17 protein-coding genes are annotated in these 17818 nt (G+C 57.8%); 10 read left to right on the forward strand and 7 right to left on the reverse strand.

The window, feature by feature from the left end:
• Nucleotides 1–15: 15 nt before the first annotated feature.
• Both ACZ1G7_RS13735 and ACZ1G7_RS13740 read left to right on the forward strand, forming a co-directional pair.
• Nucleotides 16–1398: a leucyl aminopeptidase family protein gene (locus ACZ1G7_RS13735; RefSeq protein ID WP_472659952.1), complete on the forward strand. Its 1383-nt coding sequence runs from the start codon at nucleotides 16–18 to the stop codon at nucleotides 1396–1398.
• Nucleotides 1395–2222, forward strand: coding sequence for a C40 family peptidase (locus tag ACZ1G7_RS13740; protein WP_472659953.1), 828 nt, complete (start codon nucleotides 1395–1397; stop codon nucleotides 2220–2222). Before ACZ1G7_RS13735 ends, ACZ1G7_RS13740 begins: the two co-directional genes overlap by 4 nt.
• A 3-nt stretch (nucleotides 2223–2225) precedes the next feature.
• Here ACZ1G7_RS13740 and ACZ1G7_RS13745 read toward each other — a convergent pair whose 3' ends face one another.
• On the reverse strand, nucleotides 2226–2570 hold the full coding sequence (locus ACZ1G7_RS13745) for a DUF2794 domain-containing protein (RefSeq protein ID WP_472659954.1): 345 nt from the start codon (nucleotides 2568–2570) through the stop codon (nucleotides 2226–2228).
• Nucleotides 2571–2805: 235 nt separating this feature from the next.
• Nucleotides 2806–3615, reverse strand: coding sequence for a DUF4198 domain-containing protein (locus ACZ1G7_RS13750; protein ID WP_472659955.1), 810 nt, complete (start codon nucleotides 3613–3615; stop codon nucleotides 2806–2808).
• Between ACZ1G7_RS13750 and ACZ1G7_RS13755 the strand changes: the two genes are divergently transcribed.
• Nucleotides 3614–4765, forward strand: coding sequence for a HupE/UreJ family protein (locus ACZ1G7_RS13755; RefSeq protein WP_472659956.1), 1152 nt, complete (start codon nucleotides 3614–3616; stop codon nucleotides 4763–4765). The two genes, ACZ1G7_RS13750 and ACZ1G7_RS13755, sit on opposite strands and share 2 nt — an antisense overlap.
• An 11-nt stretch (nucleotides 4766–4776) precedes the next feature.
• Nucleotides 4777–5709 (forward strand): DMT family transporter, encoded by a 933-nt coding sequence (locus tag ACZ1G7_RS13760; protein ID WP_472659957.1) that lies wholly within the window; start codon nucleotides 4777–4779, stop codon nucleotides 5707–5709.
• A 56-nt stretch (nucleotides 5710–5765) separates the two neighbouring features.
• On the opposite strand, the gene ACZ1G7_RS13765 is transcribed toward ACZ1G7_RS13760, so the two are convergent.
• Nucleotides 5766–6635, reverse strand: coding sequence for a branched-chain amino acid aminotransferase (locus ACZ1G7_RS13765; protein WP_472659958.1), 870 nt, complete (start codon nucleotides 6633–6635; stop codon nucleotides 5766–5768).
• Nucleotides 6636–6891: 256 nt separating this feature from the next.
• Here ACZ1G7_RS13765 and ACZ1G7_RS13770 point away from each other — a divergent pair, with 256 nt between their 5' ends.
• From ACZ1G7_RS13770 to dxs, 6 genes are read left to right on the forward strand one after another with little or no spacing between them, the layout of a single operon-like run.
• Nucleotides 6892–7314 (forward strand): MarR family winged helix-turn-helix transcriptional regulator, encoded by a 423-nt coding sequence (locus ACZ1G7_RS13770; protein ID WP_472659959.1) that lies wholly within the window; start codon nucleotides 6892–6894, stop codon nucleotides 7312–7314.
• A 9-nt stretch (nucleotides 7315–7323) separates the two neighbouring features.
• Nucleotides 7324–8025, forward strand: a complete 702-nt coding sequence (locus ACZ1G7_RS13775; protein WP_472663737.1) for a response regulator — start codon at nucleotides 7324–7326, stop codon at nucleotides 8023–8025.
• A 27-nt stretch (nucleotides 8026–8052) separates the two neighbouring features.
• Nucleotides 8053–8988, forward strand: a complete 936-nt coding sequence (locus tag ACZ1G7_RS13780; protein ID WP_472659960.1) for a histone deacetylase family protein — start codon at nucleotides 8053–8055, stop codon at nucleotides 8986–8988.
• On the forward strand, nucleotides 8985–9227 hold the full coding sequence (locus ACZ1G7_RS13785; RefSeq protein WP_472659961.1) for an exodeoxyribonuclease VII small subunit: 243 nt from the start codon (nucleotides 8985–8987) through the stop codon (nucleotides 9225–9227). Before ACZ1G7_RS13780 ends, ACZ1G7_RS13785 begins: the two co-directional genes overlap by 4 nt.
• Nucleotides 9228–10091 carry a polyprenyl synthetase family protein gene (locus ACZ1G7_RS13790; RefSeq protein ID WP_472659962.1) on the forward strand — a complete coding sequence of 288 codons (864 nt, stop codon included), beginning with the start codon at nucleotides 9228–9230 and terminating at the stop codon, nucleotides 10089–10091.
• A gap of 18 nt (nucleotides 10092–10109) precedes the next feature.
• Nucleotides 10110–12038 (forward strand): 1-deoxy-D-xylulose-5-phosphate synthase, encoded by a 1929-nt coding sequence (gene dxs / locus ACZ1G7_RS13795; protein ID WP_472659963.1) that lies wholly within the window; start codon nucleotides 10110–10112, stop codon nucleotides 12036–12038.
• Here the strand turns inward: dxs and ACZ1G7_RS13800 are convergent.
• From ACZ1G7_RS13800 to ACZ1G7_RS13815, 4 genes are read right to left on the reverse strand one after another with little or no spacing between them, the layout of a single operon-like run.
• Nucleotides 12035–12802, reverse strand: a complete 768-nt coding sequence (locus tag ACZ1G7_RS13800; RefSeq protein WP_472659964.1) for an ion transporter — start codon at nucleotides 12800–12802, stop codon at nucleotides 12035–12037. The two genes, dxs and ACZ1G7_RS13800, sit on opposite strands and share 4 nt — an antisense overlap.
• A 23-nt stretch (nucleotides 12803–12825) precedes the next feature.
• A complete protein-coding gene (locus tag ACZ1G7_RS13805) occupies nucleotides 12826–14037 on the reverse strand; it encodes a class I SAM-dependent RNA methyltransferase (protein WP_472659965.1) in 1212 nt (403 codons plus the stop codon).
• A gap of 6 nt (nucleotides 14038–14043) precedes the next feature.
• Nucleotides 14044–15918 carry an ABC transporter ATP-binding protein gene (locus tag ACZ1G7_RS13810; protein WP_472659966.1) on the reverse strand — a complete coding sequence of 625 codons (1875 nt, stop codon included), beginning with the start codon at nucleotides 15916–15918 and terminating at the stop codon, nucleotides 14044–14046.
• Nucleotides 15915–17759 carry an ABC transporter ATP-binding protein gene (locus ACZ1G7_RS13815; RefSeq protein ID WP_472659967.1) on the reverse strand — a complete coding sequence of 615 codons (1845 nt, stop codon included), beginning with the start codon at nucleotides 17757–17759 and terminating at the stop codon, nucleotides 15915–15917. Before ACZ1G7_RS13815 ends, ACZ1G7_RS13810 begins: the two co-directional genes overlap by 4 nt.
• Between the last annotated feature and the right edge of the window lie 59 nt (nucleotides 17760–17818).

A 17818-nucleotide genomic window follows, 5' to 3' on the forward strand; every position in this document is an offset into this window, starting at 1 on the left:
GTTGCAGGAGCAAAGATGCTGCGTTTCGCCGACCCCGCCACCAATGCCATTCCACTTTTTATTCTTGAACCAAACCAGATCGACGACTGGGCCGTTGGCCAGCCGGAGCCGCATGGTGCCTGGGTGAATGCGTCGGGATTTGCCGGTAAGCCCGGCCAAACCTGCCTGATCCCGGGCAAGAACGGCGCTGTGATCTGTGCACTTGCAGGTGCCGGCGGCGATGAGGCGCGGGCGCGTGGGCGGTTCGTCTTGGCGCGCGCGGCGGCGACGTTGCCTGATGGCATCTATGCTATCGCTTCTGCGCATCCAGTGGCGGAGCTGCGCGAACATGCGTTGGGGTGGTTGCTGTCTCAATACAGTTTCGAACGCTACAAACCTGCGCCCCCGCATCTGGCGCGGCTGGTTTGTCCCGACGGTATTGACGGTGCAGCCTTGGAACAGATCGCAACCGGCGAAGCGCTGACACGAGACCTAATCAATACGCCTGCCAGCGATATGGGCCCCGATGCGCTTGAACGTGCCGCGCGCGACCTGGCGGAAGAGCACGGGGCCGATATACGGGTGATCGAGGGCGAGGAGCTTCTGTCACAGAACTTTCCGATGATTCACGCGGTCGGCCGCGCATCGTCCCAAGACCCGAGGTTGATCGACATGCGTTGGGGCGAGGCGGGTCCAAACCTTGTTCTGGTCGGAAAAGGCGTTTGTTTTGACACCGGCGGGCTGAACATCAAACCGGCCGGTTCAATGGGGCTGATGAAAAAGGACATGGGTGGCTCAGCTGCGGTACTGGGACTCGCGCATATGATTATGGCCGCAGGGCTGAAATTGCAGCTGCGGGTCCTGATCCCGGCTGTGGAGAATGCCATTGATGGCACTGCGTTCCGGCCACAGGATATTTTGACCTCCCGCAAAGGTTTGACGGTTGAGATCAACAACACTGACGCTGAGGGGCGGCTGGTTCTAGCGGACGCTTTGGCCTTTGCCGATGAAACCCCACCGGACCTTATGATTTGCATGGCGACGCTGACCGGTGCCGCGCGGGTCGCCGTCGGACCAGATCTTGCGCCGTTTTACACTGATGACGATGATTTGGCGCAGGCGATTACTCGGGGTGGCGAAGCGGCCCGCGACCCGGTTTGGCGCATGCCGTTTCATGACCCGTATGAGGCAATGATTGAACCCGGGATTGCGGATTTGGACAATGCGCCCAAGGGTGGGTTCGCTGGCAGCATAACGGCGGCATTGTTTTTGCGGCGCTTTGTCGAAAAGACGCCCCGTTTTGCACATTTCGATATCTATGGCTGGCAGCCAGCAGCCGCCCCGGCACGTCCGAAAGGCGGTGTCGGCCAAGGTACTCGAGCGTTGTTTGAGGCCCTGCCAGAGGTTTTGGGCTTATGACGGATACCCGCCTGGTACCTGCAAATGGTCGGGTTGCGGCCTCTCATCTCGAAGGGCAGGTCGCGTCGGCCAAATTCGTCGAGGGCGAGATGATGCAATGCCATGCGGCGGCGGCGGATATCTTGGGCAAACCGGGCGGGCGGCGGACATCGCAGCTGCTTTATGGTGATCTGTTCTTGAGCTTGGAGCGGCGCGCGGGGCATATGTTCGGCCAATGTGTGCATGACGGGTATTGCGGTTATGTCCGCGCCGACCTTTTGGAACCCGCACAAGACACGACACATTGGGTCTCCGTGCCACAAACGCATCTCTATCCCGGTCCGAATATGCGCCTGATGACACAGGGCGCATTGTATTTTGGTTCTGAGGTCGCGGTTGAAGCGCAGGAAGGTTCTTGGACAAAGCTTACCAACGGGAATTACGTGCCGAGTTCGCATTTGCTGCCGCTCACCGCGCGGTGGGATGACCCGGTTGGTGTGGCAGATCTGTTTTTGGGTACGCCCTATTTATGGGGTGGCGGGTCGCGCTACGGAATTGATTGCTCTGGGCTGGTACAGTTGGCCTGGCGCGTTTGCGGTCGGGAGTGCCCACGCGACAGCGACATGCAGGAAGCGGCGCTTGGTGTAGCGCTGCCAGAAACCGCGTCCGTGCAGCGCGGTGATTTGGTGTTCTGGAAAGGCCATGTCGGGTTTGTTGCAGATCAAAACCGGTTGCTGCATGCGAACGCGTTTCACATGGCCGTGGCCTATGAGCCATTGGATGAAGCGGTTGCGCGCATTGAGAAAAACGGCGGCGGGCCGATAACCAGCGTCAAGCGGCCTTAAGCCTCAATCAATCGCGCGGATCAGTTTTTTTTCGAGGACGCGCAGGACCTGCCGCAAGTCTGATCCACGTTTTAGGATTTGCCCATCCATCCCTATCACCGCGTATTGCTGCTGTTTGGCGGCAAGTTTGGGACGTTTTTCTATCCTGTAGATCGGGTGTTCGGCTGAGCGTCGAAAGATCGAGAAAACAGCAACATCCCTCAGCATTGAAATGCCGTAGTCGCGCCACTCCCCTGCTGCGACCATGCGCCCGTAGATGGTCATGATCGGACCCAGCTCAAGCCGGTGAAAAGCTACTTTATCGGGCTGTTTGGCCGCGACGAATGGCAATGGTGTAACCTCATTCATGACACCAGATTGGCCGCATCTGTGGATCAAATCAAGCATTGCCCCAAAAATGCCGCTGATAAAGCCAACAAGCTTCCTAATCGCATCTCAATTGCGCCCAAATCAAAAGCGATACCTGTCCTTGTAGCGAGTTAAGTCTCAGCCCGGCGTGGTCTGATCAGCCCCCACCCAGACGGCCGCGTCGGGTCTACAAAGCAAACAAGCCCGGCACTGATGTTCAGTGTCGGGTTTTTTCTTATTTCGGGACTGCGAAGGTCAAAGCGGCCCAATGGGTTTTCCAAACGGCGCCTTTCTCGACATCATTATTTGGCAGTGCTTCGGCCCAAACCGCGTCGACAAGATAGCTGTGACCCGATGTGACCGGGAAGCGCGCGATGCCTTGCGCGTCGGTGCGATAGAGTGTGATGGCTACCGCGCCGCTGGCATCTTTTTCAAACAGCTCGACCTGCGCGCCCACCCGCGGCTCGCCGTCAAGCAGGACCTTGACTGGCATTTCATCAAGCGCGTCGGTATAGGGGTTCGCGAGGGCTACAATTTCTGTTTTCAGCCCGACGGGTCTGTCCGATCCCGCACCGCTGCCAACCGCAACGAGCGATTTGGCGTAGCGGCGATAGCTTTCGACAAATTTGTCGCGGCTTAACCCGCGCGCATCATGCTGTGCGATGACGTTTGGAAAGGCCTTGTGGGCCACAAATTTTTCGAACTTAGCGAATTCGGTGTAGGTGAGGCGATTATCCTTGGTCTCATGCGCGATGATCAAAAGACCATCACCGGGTGCTGTCGTATCAAGCGCGGGGTTGTCACCAATCCGGCCCGCGACCTTGGTCGGGACATCGCCCTCCACCAAATCGAACCGCTCGATTTGACTGGGCCTATATGGGTAGCTTGAACCGTTGAACTCCTGACCCACGATGAGGCGCGCCTTTAGGGGATCTCCGGGTTGCACTTGATAGGCGGCTGGGTCTATCCAAAATTCATGGGCTTGCGCCGCACCGGCAACGCAGGCGAGAACCAGAAGCATCAAAACGGATTCAAACGTTCGCATGTCACACCTTTCTAAATGCAGTGCACCAAGGGTGGTGCTTGCAGCGCTGCTGTCAATGGGCGTGCTGATCACGTTCTTGTCTCAGGCGTTCGCGCACGAAATCAGGCCTGCCATTGCGGATGCAACTTTAAACCCCGAGCTTATAGAGCTGGAAATTAGACTTTCTGCTGAGGCGCTGGTCGCGGGAATCGACCTTGAAGGGCTCGAAGACACCAACGATGCGCCTGGGGCGGAAGCCTATGACGCATTGCGCGCTTTGCCAGATGACGCTTTCGCGGAAAGGGTGCGTGACGCGTGGCCGACACTGCGCGAGGGCGTGATTGTTGATGCAGATGGTAAGCGAACCTTGTTGGAATTGGACGGTGTCAAGGTCGAGCCGCAGTCCGATTTGGAACTGCCTCGCGATACGGTGATCAAACTTTCTGGCGTGCTGCCGGATAACGGTGCCGATGTGCGGCTGGGCTGGATTGCGGCATACGGTCCGATCATCATGCGCCAAACCGGGGGTGGCGATGACGCCTATGCGGGGTTCCTCGATGGCGGTGCATTAAGCGATCCGTTGCCCCGTGTGGGCGTTGCGACAGGGTCCGCCTTCAACGTCTTTGTGCGTTACATAGGCGTGGGTTTCGATCACATCATTCCCAAAGGCCTGGATCATATCTTGTTTGTTTTGGGCCTGTTCTTCCTGAGCCTGAAGGTTCGTCCGTTAGTTACCCAAATCACAATTTTCACCTTGGCTCATACAATCACGTTGGCGCTTGCGAGCCTTGGGTATGTTACCGTCAACCCCGTGATTGTGGAGCCTCTGATCGCAGCCTCTATTGTCTATGTTGCCGTAGAAAACATCTTCACGAATAAGATCACCTGGTGGCGTCCGATTGTCATTTTTGCCTTCGGATTGCTGCATGGGTTGGGCTTTGCATCCGTCCTTGGGGAGTTTGGACTTGCACCGGGACACTTCGTGGCGGGCTTAATCGGGTTTAATATTGGGGTCGAGGTCGGGCAACTGACCGTCATTGGCCTCGCCTATCTGGCCGTAGGCTACTGGTTTGGTGACAAGCCCTGGTACCGCGCCAGAATCTCGATCCCGGCCTCTGTCGCAATCGCCCTTATTGGGGCCTACTGGGCACTTGAGCGCGTGTTACTTTGAGCGAAATTTCTATGCCAAAGCCCAATATTGCGCGGGCAATCTTCGCTAAGTTGGGGGCTGTGACCTGTTTCATTGTGATGGCGACGCTGGTCAAAATCGCTTCTGACACGATCCCGGCGGGCGAGATCGTGTTCTTTCGCTCCTTTTGCGCTTTGCCGGTTATTCTGGTTTGGCTGAGTTGGCGGCGTGAACTTGCAACAGGGCTCAAGACATCGAACCTGCAAGGCCACGTGTGGCGCGGTCTGGTTGGCACTATGGGCATGTCGCTTGGTTTTGCAGCCCTGGGCCTTTTGCCATTGTCTGAGGTCAAAGCAATCCAATATGCGCAGCCGGTGCTGGTGGTTATCTTTGCCGCAATGTTTCTGGGCGAACGCGTTCGTATTTTTCGTCTCAGCGCTGTCGCATTGGGAATGACCGGTGTGTTGGTCATCATGTGGCCACGGCTCACGGCGTTCAGCGACGCGGGTGTCGATCCGTTTCTGGCGCTTGGCGCGGTATTGGCGTTCGGCTCCGCTGTCGCTGCGGGTTTGGCCCATGTCTTCGTGCGCAAACTGACGGCAACGGAGCCGACCGCCGCGATTGTGTTTTATTTCGGTGTGACTGCGTCCACGCTGTCATTGATCACCATGCCTTTCGGTTGGGTGGTGCCAAATACAAACGAAATTCTGCTTCTGATCTCAATGGGTCTGGTGGGCGGTATCGGACAGATATTGCTCACGTCGAGCTACCGCTACGCGGACGCCTCCGTGGTGGCGCCGTTTGAATATTCTTCGATCCTGCTAGCGATTGGTATCGGCTATTTTGTCTTCGCCGAGGTGCCGACGCTGATCATGCTGGTGGGTATCGCCTTGATTGTGGCAGCCGGTATTTTGATCATCTGGCGCGAACGTCAGCTGGGCAAAGAGCGCGCCCAAGCCCGCAAGGTGATGACGCCGCAGGGGTAAGCGGGAAAAGAAAAGAGCGCGGTAATCGCGCCCTCAAAAATCTTTGTCGAGTTGCCTTAGCTCCGGACCAGCTTCTCATAGCAATCGGAGACGTCACGCGCCAAGGCGCCGACCTCAAAATTATAGTCACCGATTTGGCCGACGGGAGTGACTTCGGCGGCGGTGCCGGTGAGCCAGCATTGCTCGAAGCCTTCAAGTTCTTCTGGCATGATGTGGCGCTCGTGAACTTTGATCTGGCGATCCTTGAGCATGCCGATCACCGTCTGGCGGGTGAGGCCGTTGAGGAAGGCATCAGGGGTGGGCGTGTGAACTTCGCCATCTTTGACGAAGAAGATATTCGCGCCGGTCGCCTCCGCCACATAGCCGCGATAGTCGAACATCATCGCGTCAGAGCAGCCTTTTGCTTCGGCGGCGTGTTTGGACATGGTGCAGATCATATAAAGACCGGCGGCCTTGGCGTGGCAGGGGATGGTTTCCGGGCTCGGGCGTTTCCATTTTGAAATGTCGAGCTTGGCGCCCTTCATCTTGGCGTCGCCGTAGTAGTTGCCCCATTCCCAAGCGGCCACGGCCATTCGGACTGGGTTTTTGGCGGAAGCGACACCCATATCTTCGCCCGCGCCGCGCCAGCAAATTGCGCGCACATATGCGTCGGTCAGACTGTTGGCCTTCAGGACTTCGTATTTCGCAGCCTCGATTTCGTCGACCGTGTAGGGGATTGGCATATCGATCTCTGCGCCGGAAAACCGCAGACGTTCGGAATGCTCGCGCGATTTGAAGATCGTGCCGTTGTAGCAGCGCTCCCCTTCAAACACAGAGGAGGCATAGTGGATCCCATGGGTCAGAATGTGCACATTGGCCTCACGCCAATCTAACAATTTGCCATCCATCCAGATGACGCCGTCACGATCATCATAGCCACCAGTCATTGCCGTATCCTCTCTAGCGCTTTCCATTTATTGCGCAAAACACGTCCGTATCGGACATAATATTTCAGAAATCGTAAGAATCGCTAGCATTCGCGTCTTGGAAAGTCAACAAGGCTGACATAAACTGCAGCCGACGCCCCGATCTGAAGCAAAGGAGGGGGACGATGGCAGACAATAGCATGGGGGGCAATCCCGCCCCGAGGCAGAGAACCTACTTTTCCTGACGGATGATCAGCTGAGGCGCGGGATTGAAGCGATGTTTTTCGCCTATCGCGGGTTCACGGCGGACCCGGACCGTATCTTGGCGGAAAAATCATATGGCCGAGCGCATCATCGCGCCCTTCACTTCATTCATCGTGCGCCGGCTACGACAGTCAACAACCTGCTCGATATTCTGGGCGTCACGAAGCAATCGCTCAACCGGGTGCTGCGCACGCTAATTGAAGACGGTTTAGTGGTGTCGAAAGTCGGCGTAAAAGACCGCCGGGAACGGCATCTTTTCCTGACAGATGACGGCCGCGATCTGGAACGCGTGCTCAGTGAGGCGCAGCGCAAACGGATGCGCGCAGCTTACCGCGAAGCGGGGCCCGAAGCGGTTGCAGGGTTCCAACATGTGCTGCAACAGATTATGGATCCAAAACTGCGCGAGCATTTCGAGCAATTGAAGGACGGGTCTTAGATGGTGGATTTGACGCAAAACGACTCGCATTTACTGATCGTCGATGATGACGAGCGGATCCGGACGCTTCTAAAACAGTTCCTCTCACGCAACGGGTTTTGGACGACAGCTGCGCGGGACGCTGACCATGCGCGTCGCTTGCTCGAAGGGTTGGACTTCGACCTAATTATCCTCGATGTAATGATGCCCGGTGATGACGGGATCACCTTTACCAAGGAGCTGCGCCAGACGCAGGACACTCCGATCTTGCTCCTGACCGCTAAAGGAGAGTCCAGTGATCGGATTTCTGGGCTGGAAGCGGGCGCGGATGATTATCTGCCAAAGCCGTTTGAGCCGAAAGAGTTGTTGCTTAGGATCAACGCCATTTTGCGCCGTGTGCCGCAATCATCCGAGGTAGCGGATCTGCCCAAGGTCTTGCAGTTGGGCGAGATCCGCTATGACATTGATCGCGGCGAGATGTGGCAAGGTGAGGATTTGATCCGCCTGACCGCCACGGAAGTGTCTTTGATGCGGATTTTTTCTGCCAAGGTGGGGGAACCAGTGACGCGCGCCAAGCTGGTCGAAGATTTGGGCCGCGACAAAGGTCAGGCTCAGGAACGCGCGGTAGATGTTCAGATCACCCGGCTGCGCCGCAAGATTGAAGCCGACCCAAAGCAGCCACGTTACCTACAGACGGTGCGCGGTGCGGGCTACATGTTGGCGCCCGATTGAGGCGTCAAATTTCTTGAGGCAAAAACCATGACCACAGCCCTGCTGACCCATCCTGATTGCTTGAAACATGTGACGCCGCCTGGCCATCCCGAACGGGTGAATAGGTTGATGGCGATCTATGCGGCTGTCGATACAATTGACGATGCGGCGTTGGTCCGCGTCGATGCACCGCTGGGCACCGAAGCCGATATTCTGCTGGCCCACCCGCAGCACCATATTGACGCGATCCGCGCGGCAGAACCTGAGACGGGCTTTGCGAGCCTGGATGCCGATACGCATATGTCGCCTGGTTCTTTCACCGCCGCTTTGCGCGGGGTCGGCGCGATGACAAAAGCCGTCGATATGGTCTTGGGGGGCGAGGCTGACAATGCTTTCGCCGCGATGCGACCACCAGGACACCATGCCGAAAAGGCGATGCAGATGGGGTTTTGCCTGTTTGGCAATGCTGCGATTGCTGCGAGACATGCGATGGAACGCCACGGCTTGTCGCGTGTCGCCGTTGTGGACTTTGACGTGCATCATGGAAACGGGACGCAGGATTTGCTTTGGGAAGAGCCGCGCGCGCTCTTTGCGTCAACCCATCAGATGCCGCTTTGGCCGGGCAGCGGATCGGCGCAGGAAAGCGGCGCGCATGGCAATGTGCTGAACGTGCCCTTGACGCCAGAAACGGGCGGCGCGGACATGCGCAAAGCTTATGAGCGGGTTGTTTTCCCGGCGCTGCAAGACTTTAAACCAGAGCTGTTGGTGATCTCAGCTGGGTTTGATGCACATACGAGCGACCCGTTGGCCAATCTAAACTGGGTCGAGGATGACTTCATCTGGGTGACCGAGCAGCTCTGCAACATCGCCGACGCACATTGCGCGGGCCGCGTCGTCTCGACTTTGGAGGGCGGATATGATTTGCAGGCGCTAAGCGCCTCAGCCAAGGCGCATTTGGAAGTTTTGATCGCGAGGGGCAAATGAGCGAAGCCGATGTAAAGACCATGTCCTTTGAACAAGCCATGGCGGAGCTGGAAAGCGTTGTCGACAAGCTGGAGCGCGGCGACGTGCCCTTGGAAGACTCGATTAAGCTCTATGAGCGCGGGGCCGAATTGAAAGCGCATTGTGCCACCAAGCTGGCAGAGGCCGAAGAAAAGGTCGCTAAAATCTCCACCGATGCGAAGGGCCAAGCGACGGGGACTACCCCTGTTGAAGGCATGTAAATGTTCGATGCCGCGTTGAAAGACGCGCAAACGCGCGTGCAAGCTGCTTTGGATGTGGCAATGGCCGGGCTCGATGGGACTGTCGCTGATGCGATGCGTTACACGTGTCAGGGTGGCAAACGGCTGCGGGCGTTTCTTGTTATGGAAAGCGCGCGCCTTCATAGTGTCGCCCCTTCGCAGGCCGATCGTGTCGCGGCGGCGATTGAGGCTGTCCACGCTTATTCGCTGGTACATGACGACCTGCCTTGCATGGATGATGACGACCTGCGGCGCGGCAACCCAACCGTACACATCAGGTGGGATGAGGCCGTCGCGGTGCTGACAGGGGATGCTTTGCAAACACTGGCATTTGAGGTCCTGGCGGATGCGCGCACCGGCGAGGCGGATGTACAATCTGCATTGATCGCCACGCTGGCCAAAGCTTCGGGCGCGCAAGGAATGGTTCTGGGGCAGATGCTTGATATTGAAGCGGAAAGCGCCGGGAGTCCTCTCAACTTGGCGCAGATCACGCGGCTGCAAGCAGGAAAGACAGGGGCTCTGATCGAATGGTCCGCTTGCGCGGGCGCTATTCTTGGCCGCGCTGACCCCACCCCACTGCGCCAATATGCCCAAGCGCTGGGTCTTGCGTTTCAGATTGCAGACGACATCTTGGATATTGAAGGCGACGCTACGAAAGCGGGCAAGCGTCTGCAAAAAGACGCTGATGCGGGTAAAGCGACCTTCGTGTCGCTGCTTGGAATGGATGCGGCCAAAACTCGCGCCAAAGCGCTGGTGGATGAGGCCGAAGCGGCGCTTGCGCCCTACGGCGCAGAGGCGGATAACCTGAAAGCCGCCGCACGTTTTGTGATCTCGCGCGACGCGTGAGCGTGGAAAGAGAATGATATGAACGACCGCCCCGTAACCCCCGTTTTGGACCGCGTCAGCGTTCCGGCAGACATGAAGGGTCTGACGGATGCGGAGTTAACGCAGCTTGCAACCGAACTGCGCGCGGAGACGATTTCTGCAGTGTCGGAAACCGGTGGGCATCTGGGTGCCGGGCTTGGGGTCGTCGAGCTGACCGTAGCGCTGCATGCAGTGTTTGACGCGCCCAAGGATCGGCTGATCTGGGACGTGTCGCACCAGTGTTATCCCCACAAAATCCTGACCGGGCGGCGTGACCGCATCCGCACGTTGCGGATGAAGGACGGGTTGTCTGGCTTCACCAAACGATCCGAGTCGCCTTATGATCCGTTCGGGGCTGCGCATAGTTCGACCTCGATCTCGGCGGCTTTGGGTATGGCGGTTGCGCGTGATCTTGGCGGCGCCCCGGAGCACGGGATTGGTGATTGCATAGCAGTGATCGGTGACGGCTCGATGAGCGCGGGCATGGCCTATGAGGCGATGAATAACGCGGGGCATTTGAAGAAGCGTCTGATCGTTATTCTGAATGACAATGAGATGAGCATCGCCCCGCCTGTCGGCGCAATGTCGACCTATTTGTCCCGACTTTACGCCGGTGCGCCGTTTCAGGAATTCAAAGCTGCCGCGAAAGGCGCGGTGTCGCTATTGCCCCCGCCATTTCAGGAAGGCGCGCGCCGTGCCAAGGAAATGCTAAAGGGCATGACAGTTGGCGGGACAATGTTTGAGGAGCTTGGGTTCTCCTATGTCGGGCCGATTGATGGGCACGATATGGAGCAGCTTTTGGCCGTGTTGCGCACTGTGAAAGATCGGGCGACCGGACCAATTCTGATCCATGCCATCACGCGCAAAGGTAAGGGCTATGCGCCTGCTGAAGCGGCAATGGACAGGGGCCATGCAACGGCGAAATTCGACGTCGTCACGGGCAAGCAGCAGAAAGTAAAATCGAACGCGCCAAGCTACACCAAGGTGTTCGCGAACTCATTGATCAAGCAAGCAGAGGCCGACAACAAAATCGTCGCCGTCACCGCCGCAATGCCGGATGGCACCGGATTGAACCTGTTTGATCAACGCTATCCGTCGCGCTGTTTTGACGTCGGAATTGCTGAACAGCATGCGGTGACCTTTTCCGCTGGCCTTGCAGCGGGTGGTATGAAGCCGTTTTGTGCGATCTATTCGACTTTCTTACAGCGCGGGTATGACCAAGTTGTGCATGACGTGGCGCTGCAACGCCTACCTGTGCGCTTTGCGATTGATCGGGCCGGGCTCGTTGGCGCGGATGGCGCAACACATGCGGGTTCGTTTGACGTCGCGTTTCTGGCTAACTTGCCCGGCATGGTTGTCATGGCCGCCGCCGACGAAGCAGAGTTGGTGCATATGGTGGCGACCGCTGTGGCACATGATGAGGGCCCGATTGCCTTCCGCTTCCCACGTGGGGAAGGCGTCGGCGTCGACCTGCCCGAATCGGGTGAGGTGCTAGAAATTGGCAAAGGTCGCATGATCCAAGACGGTGCCCGCGTTGCGATCCTGTCTTTCGGCACAAGGCTGAAAGAGGTGCAAGAGGCGGCAGAAAACCTGCATGCCAAGGGGATCACACCGACCATTGCGGATGCGCGCTTTGCCAAGCCGTTGGACCGTGATCTGATCTTGGATTTGGCCGCAAACCATGAGGCACTGATCACCATCGAAGAAGGTGCAGTTGGCGGTTTCGGCTCCCATGTCAGCCAGTTGTTGGCGGAAGAAGGCGTGTTCGACAGCGGCCTGAGATTCCGCTCCATGGTGCTGCCCGATACGTTTATCGATCAGGCCAGCCCAGCGGACATGTACGCAAGCGCCGCGATGAACGCGGAGCATATCGTGGCAAAAGTCCTGAATACTTTGGGCGTGGCCGATCTGGACGCGAAGCGGGCCTAGCGGTCTTTTAGAAGCGCCTCGATCTTTTCCAAACGCTCCTTGATTTCGTCGCGGTAGGCGTCGGTTTTCTCGTTGTCTTCCGTGGCGTGAGCATCTTGCATGGAATTCACGATCAAGCCCACAAGCAAGTTCACGACCGCGAATGTCGTGACCAAAATGAACGGCAGGAAGAACATCCAGGCATAGGGGTAGACCTCCATCACCGGGCGCACGATGCCCATGGACCAGCTTTCCAGGGTCATGATCTGAAACAGAGAATATCCCGACCGTCCCAAATCGCCGAACCATTCGGGGAAGGATGCACCAAACAGTTTCGTGGCCATGACAGAGCCGATGTAGAAGATCAGCGCCATCAGCAAAAAGACGGAACCCATGCCGGGCAACGCCGTGACCAACCCTTCGACCACGCGGCGCAAAGACGGCGCAACCGAGACGACGCGCAAAAGTCGCAAGACACGGAGAGCGCGAAGAACAGACAGCCCTTCTGATCCGGGAACCCATGAGATCGCGACGATGATGAAGTCAAAGATGTTCCAACCGTCGCGGAAAAATTTGCCGCCTAAGGCATATAGTTTCAGCACAAGCTCGACGGTGAAAATCCACAGGCATAGCTTGTCGAGAAACAGGATCAATGGCCCCGCCATGTCCATAGCCGGCTTTACTGTTTCCAGACCCAATAGGACCGCGTTGAACAAGATTACGCCGAGGATCGAGTAGCGGAACCGATTGCTTTCAACAAATCTTTGGATTTTCTCTCGGGTCACTCAGCTTCACCTTTCATTTGTTGTCACGCGATATGGGTCTTGGTGAAGAGCGCTGCAAGTTCCACATGAGACGACCAGCGGAACTGGTCGACAGGTTGCACCCATTCGAGGCGATAACCGCTATTTATGAATATTTCTGCATCACGGGCAAACGTGATGGGGTTGCAAGACACGGCGGCGATGCGGGGCACGTTTGATTGAGCGATTTCGTGGCTTTGTGCTTCAGCACCTGCGCGCGGAGGGTCAATTATGATGGCATCTGTTCTTTTGAATTCGTCTGTCAGAACCGGCCTGCGAAACAGATCGCGCGTCTGGGCTGTAATGCGTTTCAGGCCAGTCGCGTTGCGCCAACCCTGGTCGAGCGCTGCGATCAGGGCATCTTCGCCTTCCAGCGCCCAGACCTCTGCCTTTTCCGCGGCCGGAAGGGAGAAGGTGCCGCACCCTGCAAAAAGATCGACCACCTTTTTGGCATCGCCAAGTGCCTCCAAAACGCATGCGGTCAGCGCGTCTTGTCCGTGCCGTGTTGCCTGCAAAAAGGCGCCCGGTGGCGGGCTGACTTTCGCTGAGCCAAAACTTTGTGACGGTGGCGCGCGCAGGCCAATAACTTCACCATCCCATGCGATGCGGGCGAAACGGTGTTTCTCAGCAAGGCTTGCAACTTGAAGGGCCAGTTGTGGCCCCAACGGTTTGCAATTGCGCATGTCTAGGGCGATCCCGTTTTCGCTGACAGTTGCGACAAGCTCAAGTTCCGCTTTGCGCGACGCGGCGAGTATTGTCAGCAGTTCGAACGCTGGGATCGCCGCGACAAGTGCAGGGTCGAGCAATTGGCAGTCTGGTGTTTCGATCAACAGGTCTGAGCCGCGTGCGTGAAATCCGATCATTGCGCCTGATTTGGTGCGCTTGCCATGCAGCGTCGCGCGCCGGCGGCTTTGCGCCGGTGAGGTGAGGATTGGCTTGATCTCTGCTGTGATACCGCGCGCTTTCAGACCGGTTTCGATCACTTGCGTTTTCCAATCGGCGACAAAGGCGTCGTCAGCATGCTGCATCGCGCAGCCGCCACAGCTTTTGAAATGGCGGCAGGGTGGCTTCACACGTGTCGCAGTTGGCGTGAGGACGCGTGGCGAACCATCTGGCGCCAGTTCAATCTCTTCCCCGGGCAACACGCGGGGAAATGGGCCCTGATCACCTGCCATGCCGTCGCCGACGGCGGTCAGTCGTGTGATGATCATGCTCATATTGAATTACTCAGCGGCTGCGTCGCTCAACCCTATAAACCCGCCTGACTGGCGCTGCCAGTAGCGAGCATAAAGACCGTTTTGCGCCAGAAGCGCCGCATGGGTGCCTTGCTCGACAATACGTCCGGCCTCTAGAACGACGATGCGGTCCATGCGGGCGATTGTGGATAGGCGGTGCGCAATCGCAATGACGGTTTTGCCCTGCATCGCAGTTTCCAACGCGTCCTGAATATAGGCCTCAACCTCGCTATCGAGCGCGCTTGTCGCCTCATCCAAAACCAAAATCGGCGCGTCTTTCAACATGGCGCGGGCAAGGGCAATCCGTTGGCGCTGCCCGCCGGATAGCTTGACGCCACGCTCGCCCAGATGTGCGTCATATCCTTTCCGGCCTTTGTGGTCCTCAAGCCCAAGAATAAACTCATGCGCTTCGGCCTTTTTGGCAGCGGCGATCAAATCGTCCTCAGATGCGTCAGGGCGGCCATAAAGAATGTTGTCGCGGGCGGACCTGTTGAACATCGCCGTTTCCTGCGTGACCATGCCGATCTGCTGGCGCAGGCTGTCTTGTGTGACTTCGGAGACGTTCTGCCCGTCAATCGTCAGCGCGCCTTTTTCAACGTCATAAAGCCGCAGCAAAGCGGCTACGAGCGTTGATTTCCCGGCGCCTGACGCCCCAACCAGCCCCAGTTTCTCACCGGGTTCAACATGCAAGGTGACGTTATCAATACCGCCAGCTTCTTTGCCATACTGGAAGCTCACGTCGTCGAAGCGGATGGCGCCTTGTGTCACATTCAGCGGTTTTGCGGTCAAAGCGTCTGTAAGCCCGTGTGGCGGGGTCAGGGTGTTCATGCCGTCCTCAACCTCGCCGACATTGGCGTACATCCCCATGAGCGCAAAGCTGACCCAGCCCGTCATTTGCGAAATGCGGATCGCGATTGCGCCCGCGGCTGCGATATCGCCCGGGCTGGCGGTGCGGTTTTGCCACAGCATCACGGTGCCGCCGATCAGCAATACGGGCAAAATGCCTGCCGTCGTCATCAAGGCAAAGCGGAACCCGGTTGAGAGCCGACCAAAGGCCAAGGATTTGTCGCGAAGCACAGCCATGGCGTCGAGCGCGGATTGATCCTCATGCTGTGCATGACCGAACAGTTTAACGGTTTTGATATTGGTGATCGTGTCGACCACTTGACCCGTTACCATCGTGCGCGCGCCGGCTCGGGCCTTGGATCGTGCCCGGATGCGCGGCATGAACCAACGGATCATCATGAAGTAGCCAGCAAGCCATACAGTGAGCGCGAGCGCGATACGTGTGTCGATGGTCAAAAGCAGCAGGACCGACCCGACAAGCGACGCAAGCGCGAAGAAGACGACGTTGATGACCTCGACTACCACCTCGGTCAGGGCGCGGGCGGTCTGCATCTGCTTTTGCGCGATGCGCCCTGCGAAATCATTGTCGAAATAGTCGACGGCATGGCCCAGCGTCCAGCGGTGCAGACGGCTTTGGATCAACGGGTAGATGTTCGGTGGTACGGTAATGCTATTGAACGCAGCCGAGCTGCCAAAGGCCATGGGGCGCAGCACCAGAAAGAAGATGATGAATGTGGCGACGAGGCCAATATTGTCTGCAAAAAAGCTGCTTGGCGTGCCGGACGCGGCGGCGTCGATCACCCAACCCAACAGCAGTGCCGTGACGGCTTCCATCGTGCCCGCGATCGCGGAAACAGTCGCGGCAATTATCACAATCGGCCAGGTGCCGCTGAGGCACCATCGCGAGAAGGCCCAAAGTGTGCGCGGGGGCGGGCCTTCTGCAGGGGTAAACGGGTCGATGAGACCGGCAAGGCGGTCCAGGGCGGGCCTTAGTTTCTCGATCAATATGCCGCTCATTCTGCGGCCTGACTTGTGTCGAGAAACCCGCCCGATTGCCGTTGCCAGAACCCAGCATAAAGCCCACCTTCGGCGAGCAATGCGTCATGTGTGCCGTTCTCAACAATGCGGCCATCTTCGATAACAACGATCCGGTCGAGCTGAGCAATCGTAGACAGGCGATGCGCGATTGCGATGACGGTTTTACCCTCCATGACGCCGTAGAGCGTGTCTTGAATGGCGGCTTCGACCTCACTGTCGAGCGCGCTTGTGGCTTCATCCAGCACCAGAATCGGCGCGTTTTTCAACATGACGCGGGCAAGCGTGATGCGCTGCCGCTGCCCGCCAGACAGTTTCACGCCGCGCTCACCGACATGGGCGTCATAGCCCGTGCGTCCTTGAGGGTCAGACAGGGTCAGGATGAACTCATGCGCCTCTGCGCGTTTGGCGGCGTCTATCACGTCCGCTTCACTCGCGTCGGGGCGACCGTAAAGTATGTTTTCGCGCACGGAGCGGTGCAACAGCGTGCTCTCCTGACTGACCATACCAATGCAGCTGCGAAGGCTGTCTTGCGTCACGGAAGTGATGTTTTGGCCGTCGATCAAGATCTCTCCAGCCTCCGCGTCGTAAAACCGCAAGAGCAGTTTCACGAGCGTTGATTTGCCCGCGCCGGACCGCCCGACAATGCCGACCTTCTCACCGGGGGCGACGCTCATCGTCAGACTGTCGAGCCCGTTTACAGCGCCGCCATAGTGGTGGCTGAGGTTTTTCACTTCAATCCGACCCGATCTAAGCAGAAGCGGCTTGGCGTCTTTCGCATCGACTAGAGTGACGGGTTGCGCGATGGTTTCCATCCCTTCGGACACGACGCCAAGCGAGCGGAAAAAAGATGACATGGCCCACATGATCCAGCCGGTCATGGCATTGAGGCGCAAGGTCAGGGCGGTCGCAGCCGCAACGACACCGACGGAGGCCGTGCCTTGCGCCCAAAGCCAGATGGCCCAGCCGACCACGCCCACAATCAACAACCCGTTCAGGGTCATCAACATCAGGTCCATCAAGGTGAAAATCCGCATTTCCTTCGCGAAGGTTTTGCGGGTTTTTTCAATCGCCACTTTAGCGAAGTCGATTTCACGGTCGTGATGGGCGAACAGCTTCACGGAATGGATGTTGGTATAGCTGTCCACGACGCGGCCCGTGACTTCGGACCTGGCGTCAGACGCCGCTTTCGACGCAGGCCCCACCCGCTTCATTGTCCATGCTACCAACAGCCCGTACAGGATGATCCAAACCGCCAAAGGCAGCGCGAGGCGGGGATCCGCATCGGCCAACAGAATTGCTGCGCCCACGAAATAAGCGAGCGCGAAAGTGATGGCGTCAAACACTTGAAAGATCGCCTCACCCGCGGCGGGCGGCGTTTGCATGATCCGATTGGCGATACGCCCGGCAAAATCGTTTTCAAACCAGCCGACCGATTGACGCAGAACATGTTTATGCGCGCGCCAGCGGAACAATGTGCCGTAATTGGGCAGGATCGCGTTGTTTAGCAAAGCCACGTCAAGCGCCTGAAGCACAGGGCGCAAAAAGATTATGAACAGCGCGACGACCACGATCTCTAAGCCATGGGCCTGCCAGAACGTCGCGCGGTCAGCGGTGTCGAGCAGGTCAACCACGCGGCCCATGTAGTAGATAAGCCAGATCTCAACCGCCGCCACGACAATCGACATTAGCGCCGTCCAGAAAAACAGCTTCTTGAACGGTTGCGAATAGGCGCGCATGAACGGCCACAGCTTGGTGGGCGGGGCGTCGACCTCGTCATACGCCACATAGGGGTCGATCAAGTTTTCAAAGTACCGAAACATGCGGGCGCCTTTAATAAGCCGTTCCGTATCCGAGTTTTATGACAGGAATACCATCAGGG

It is taken from the genome of Litoreibacter sp. JB4-2 (assembly GCF_055693445.1).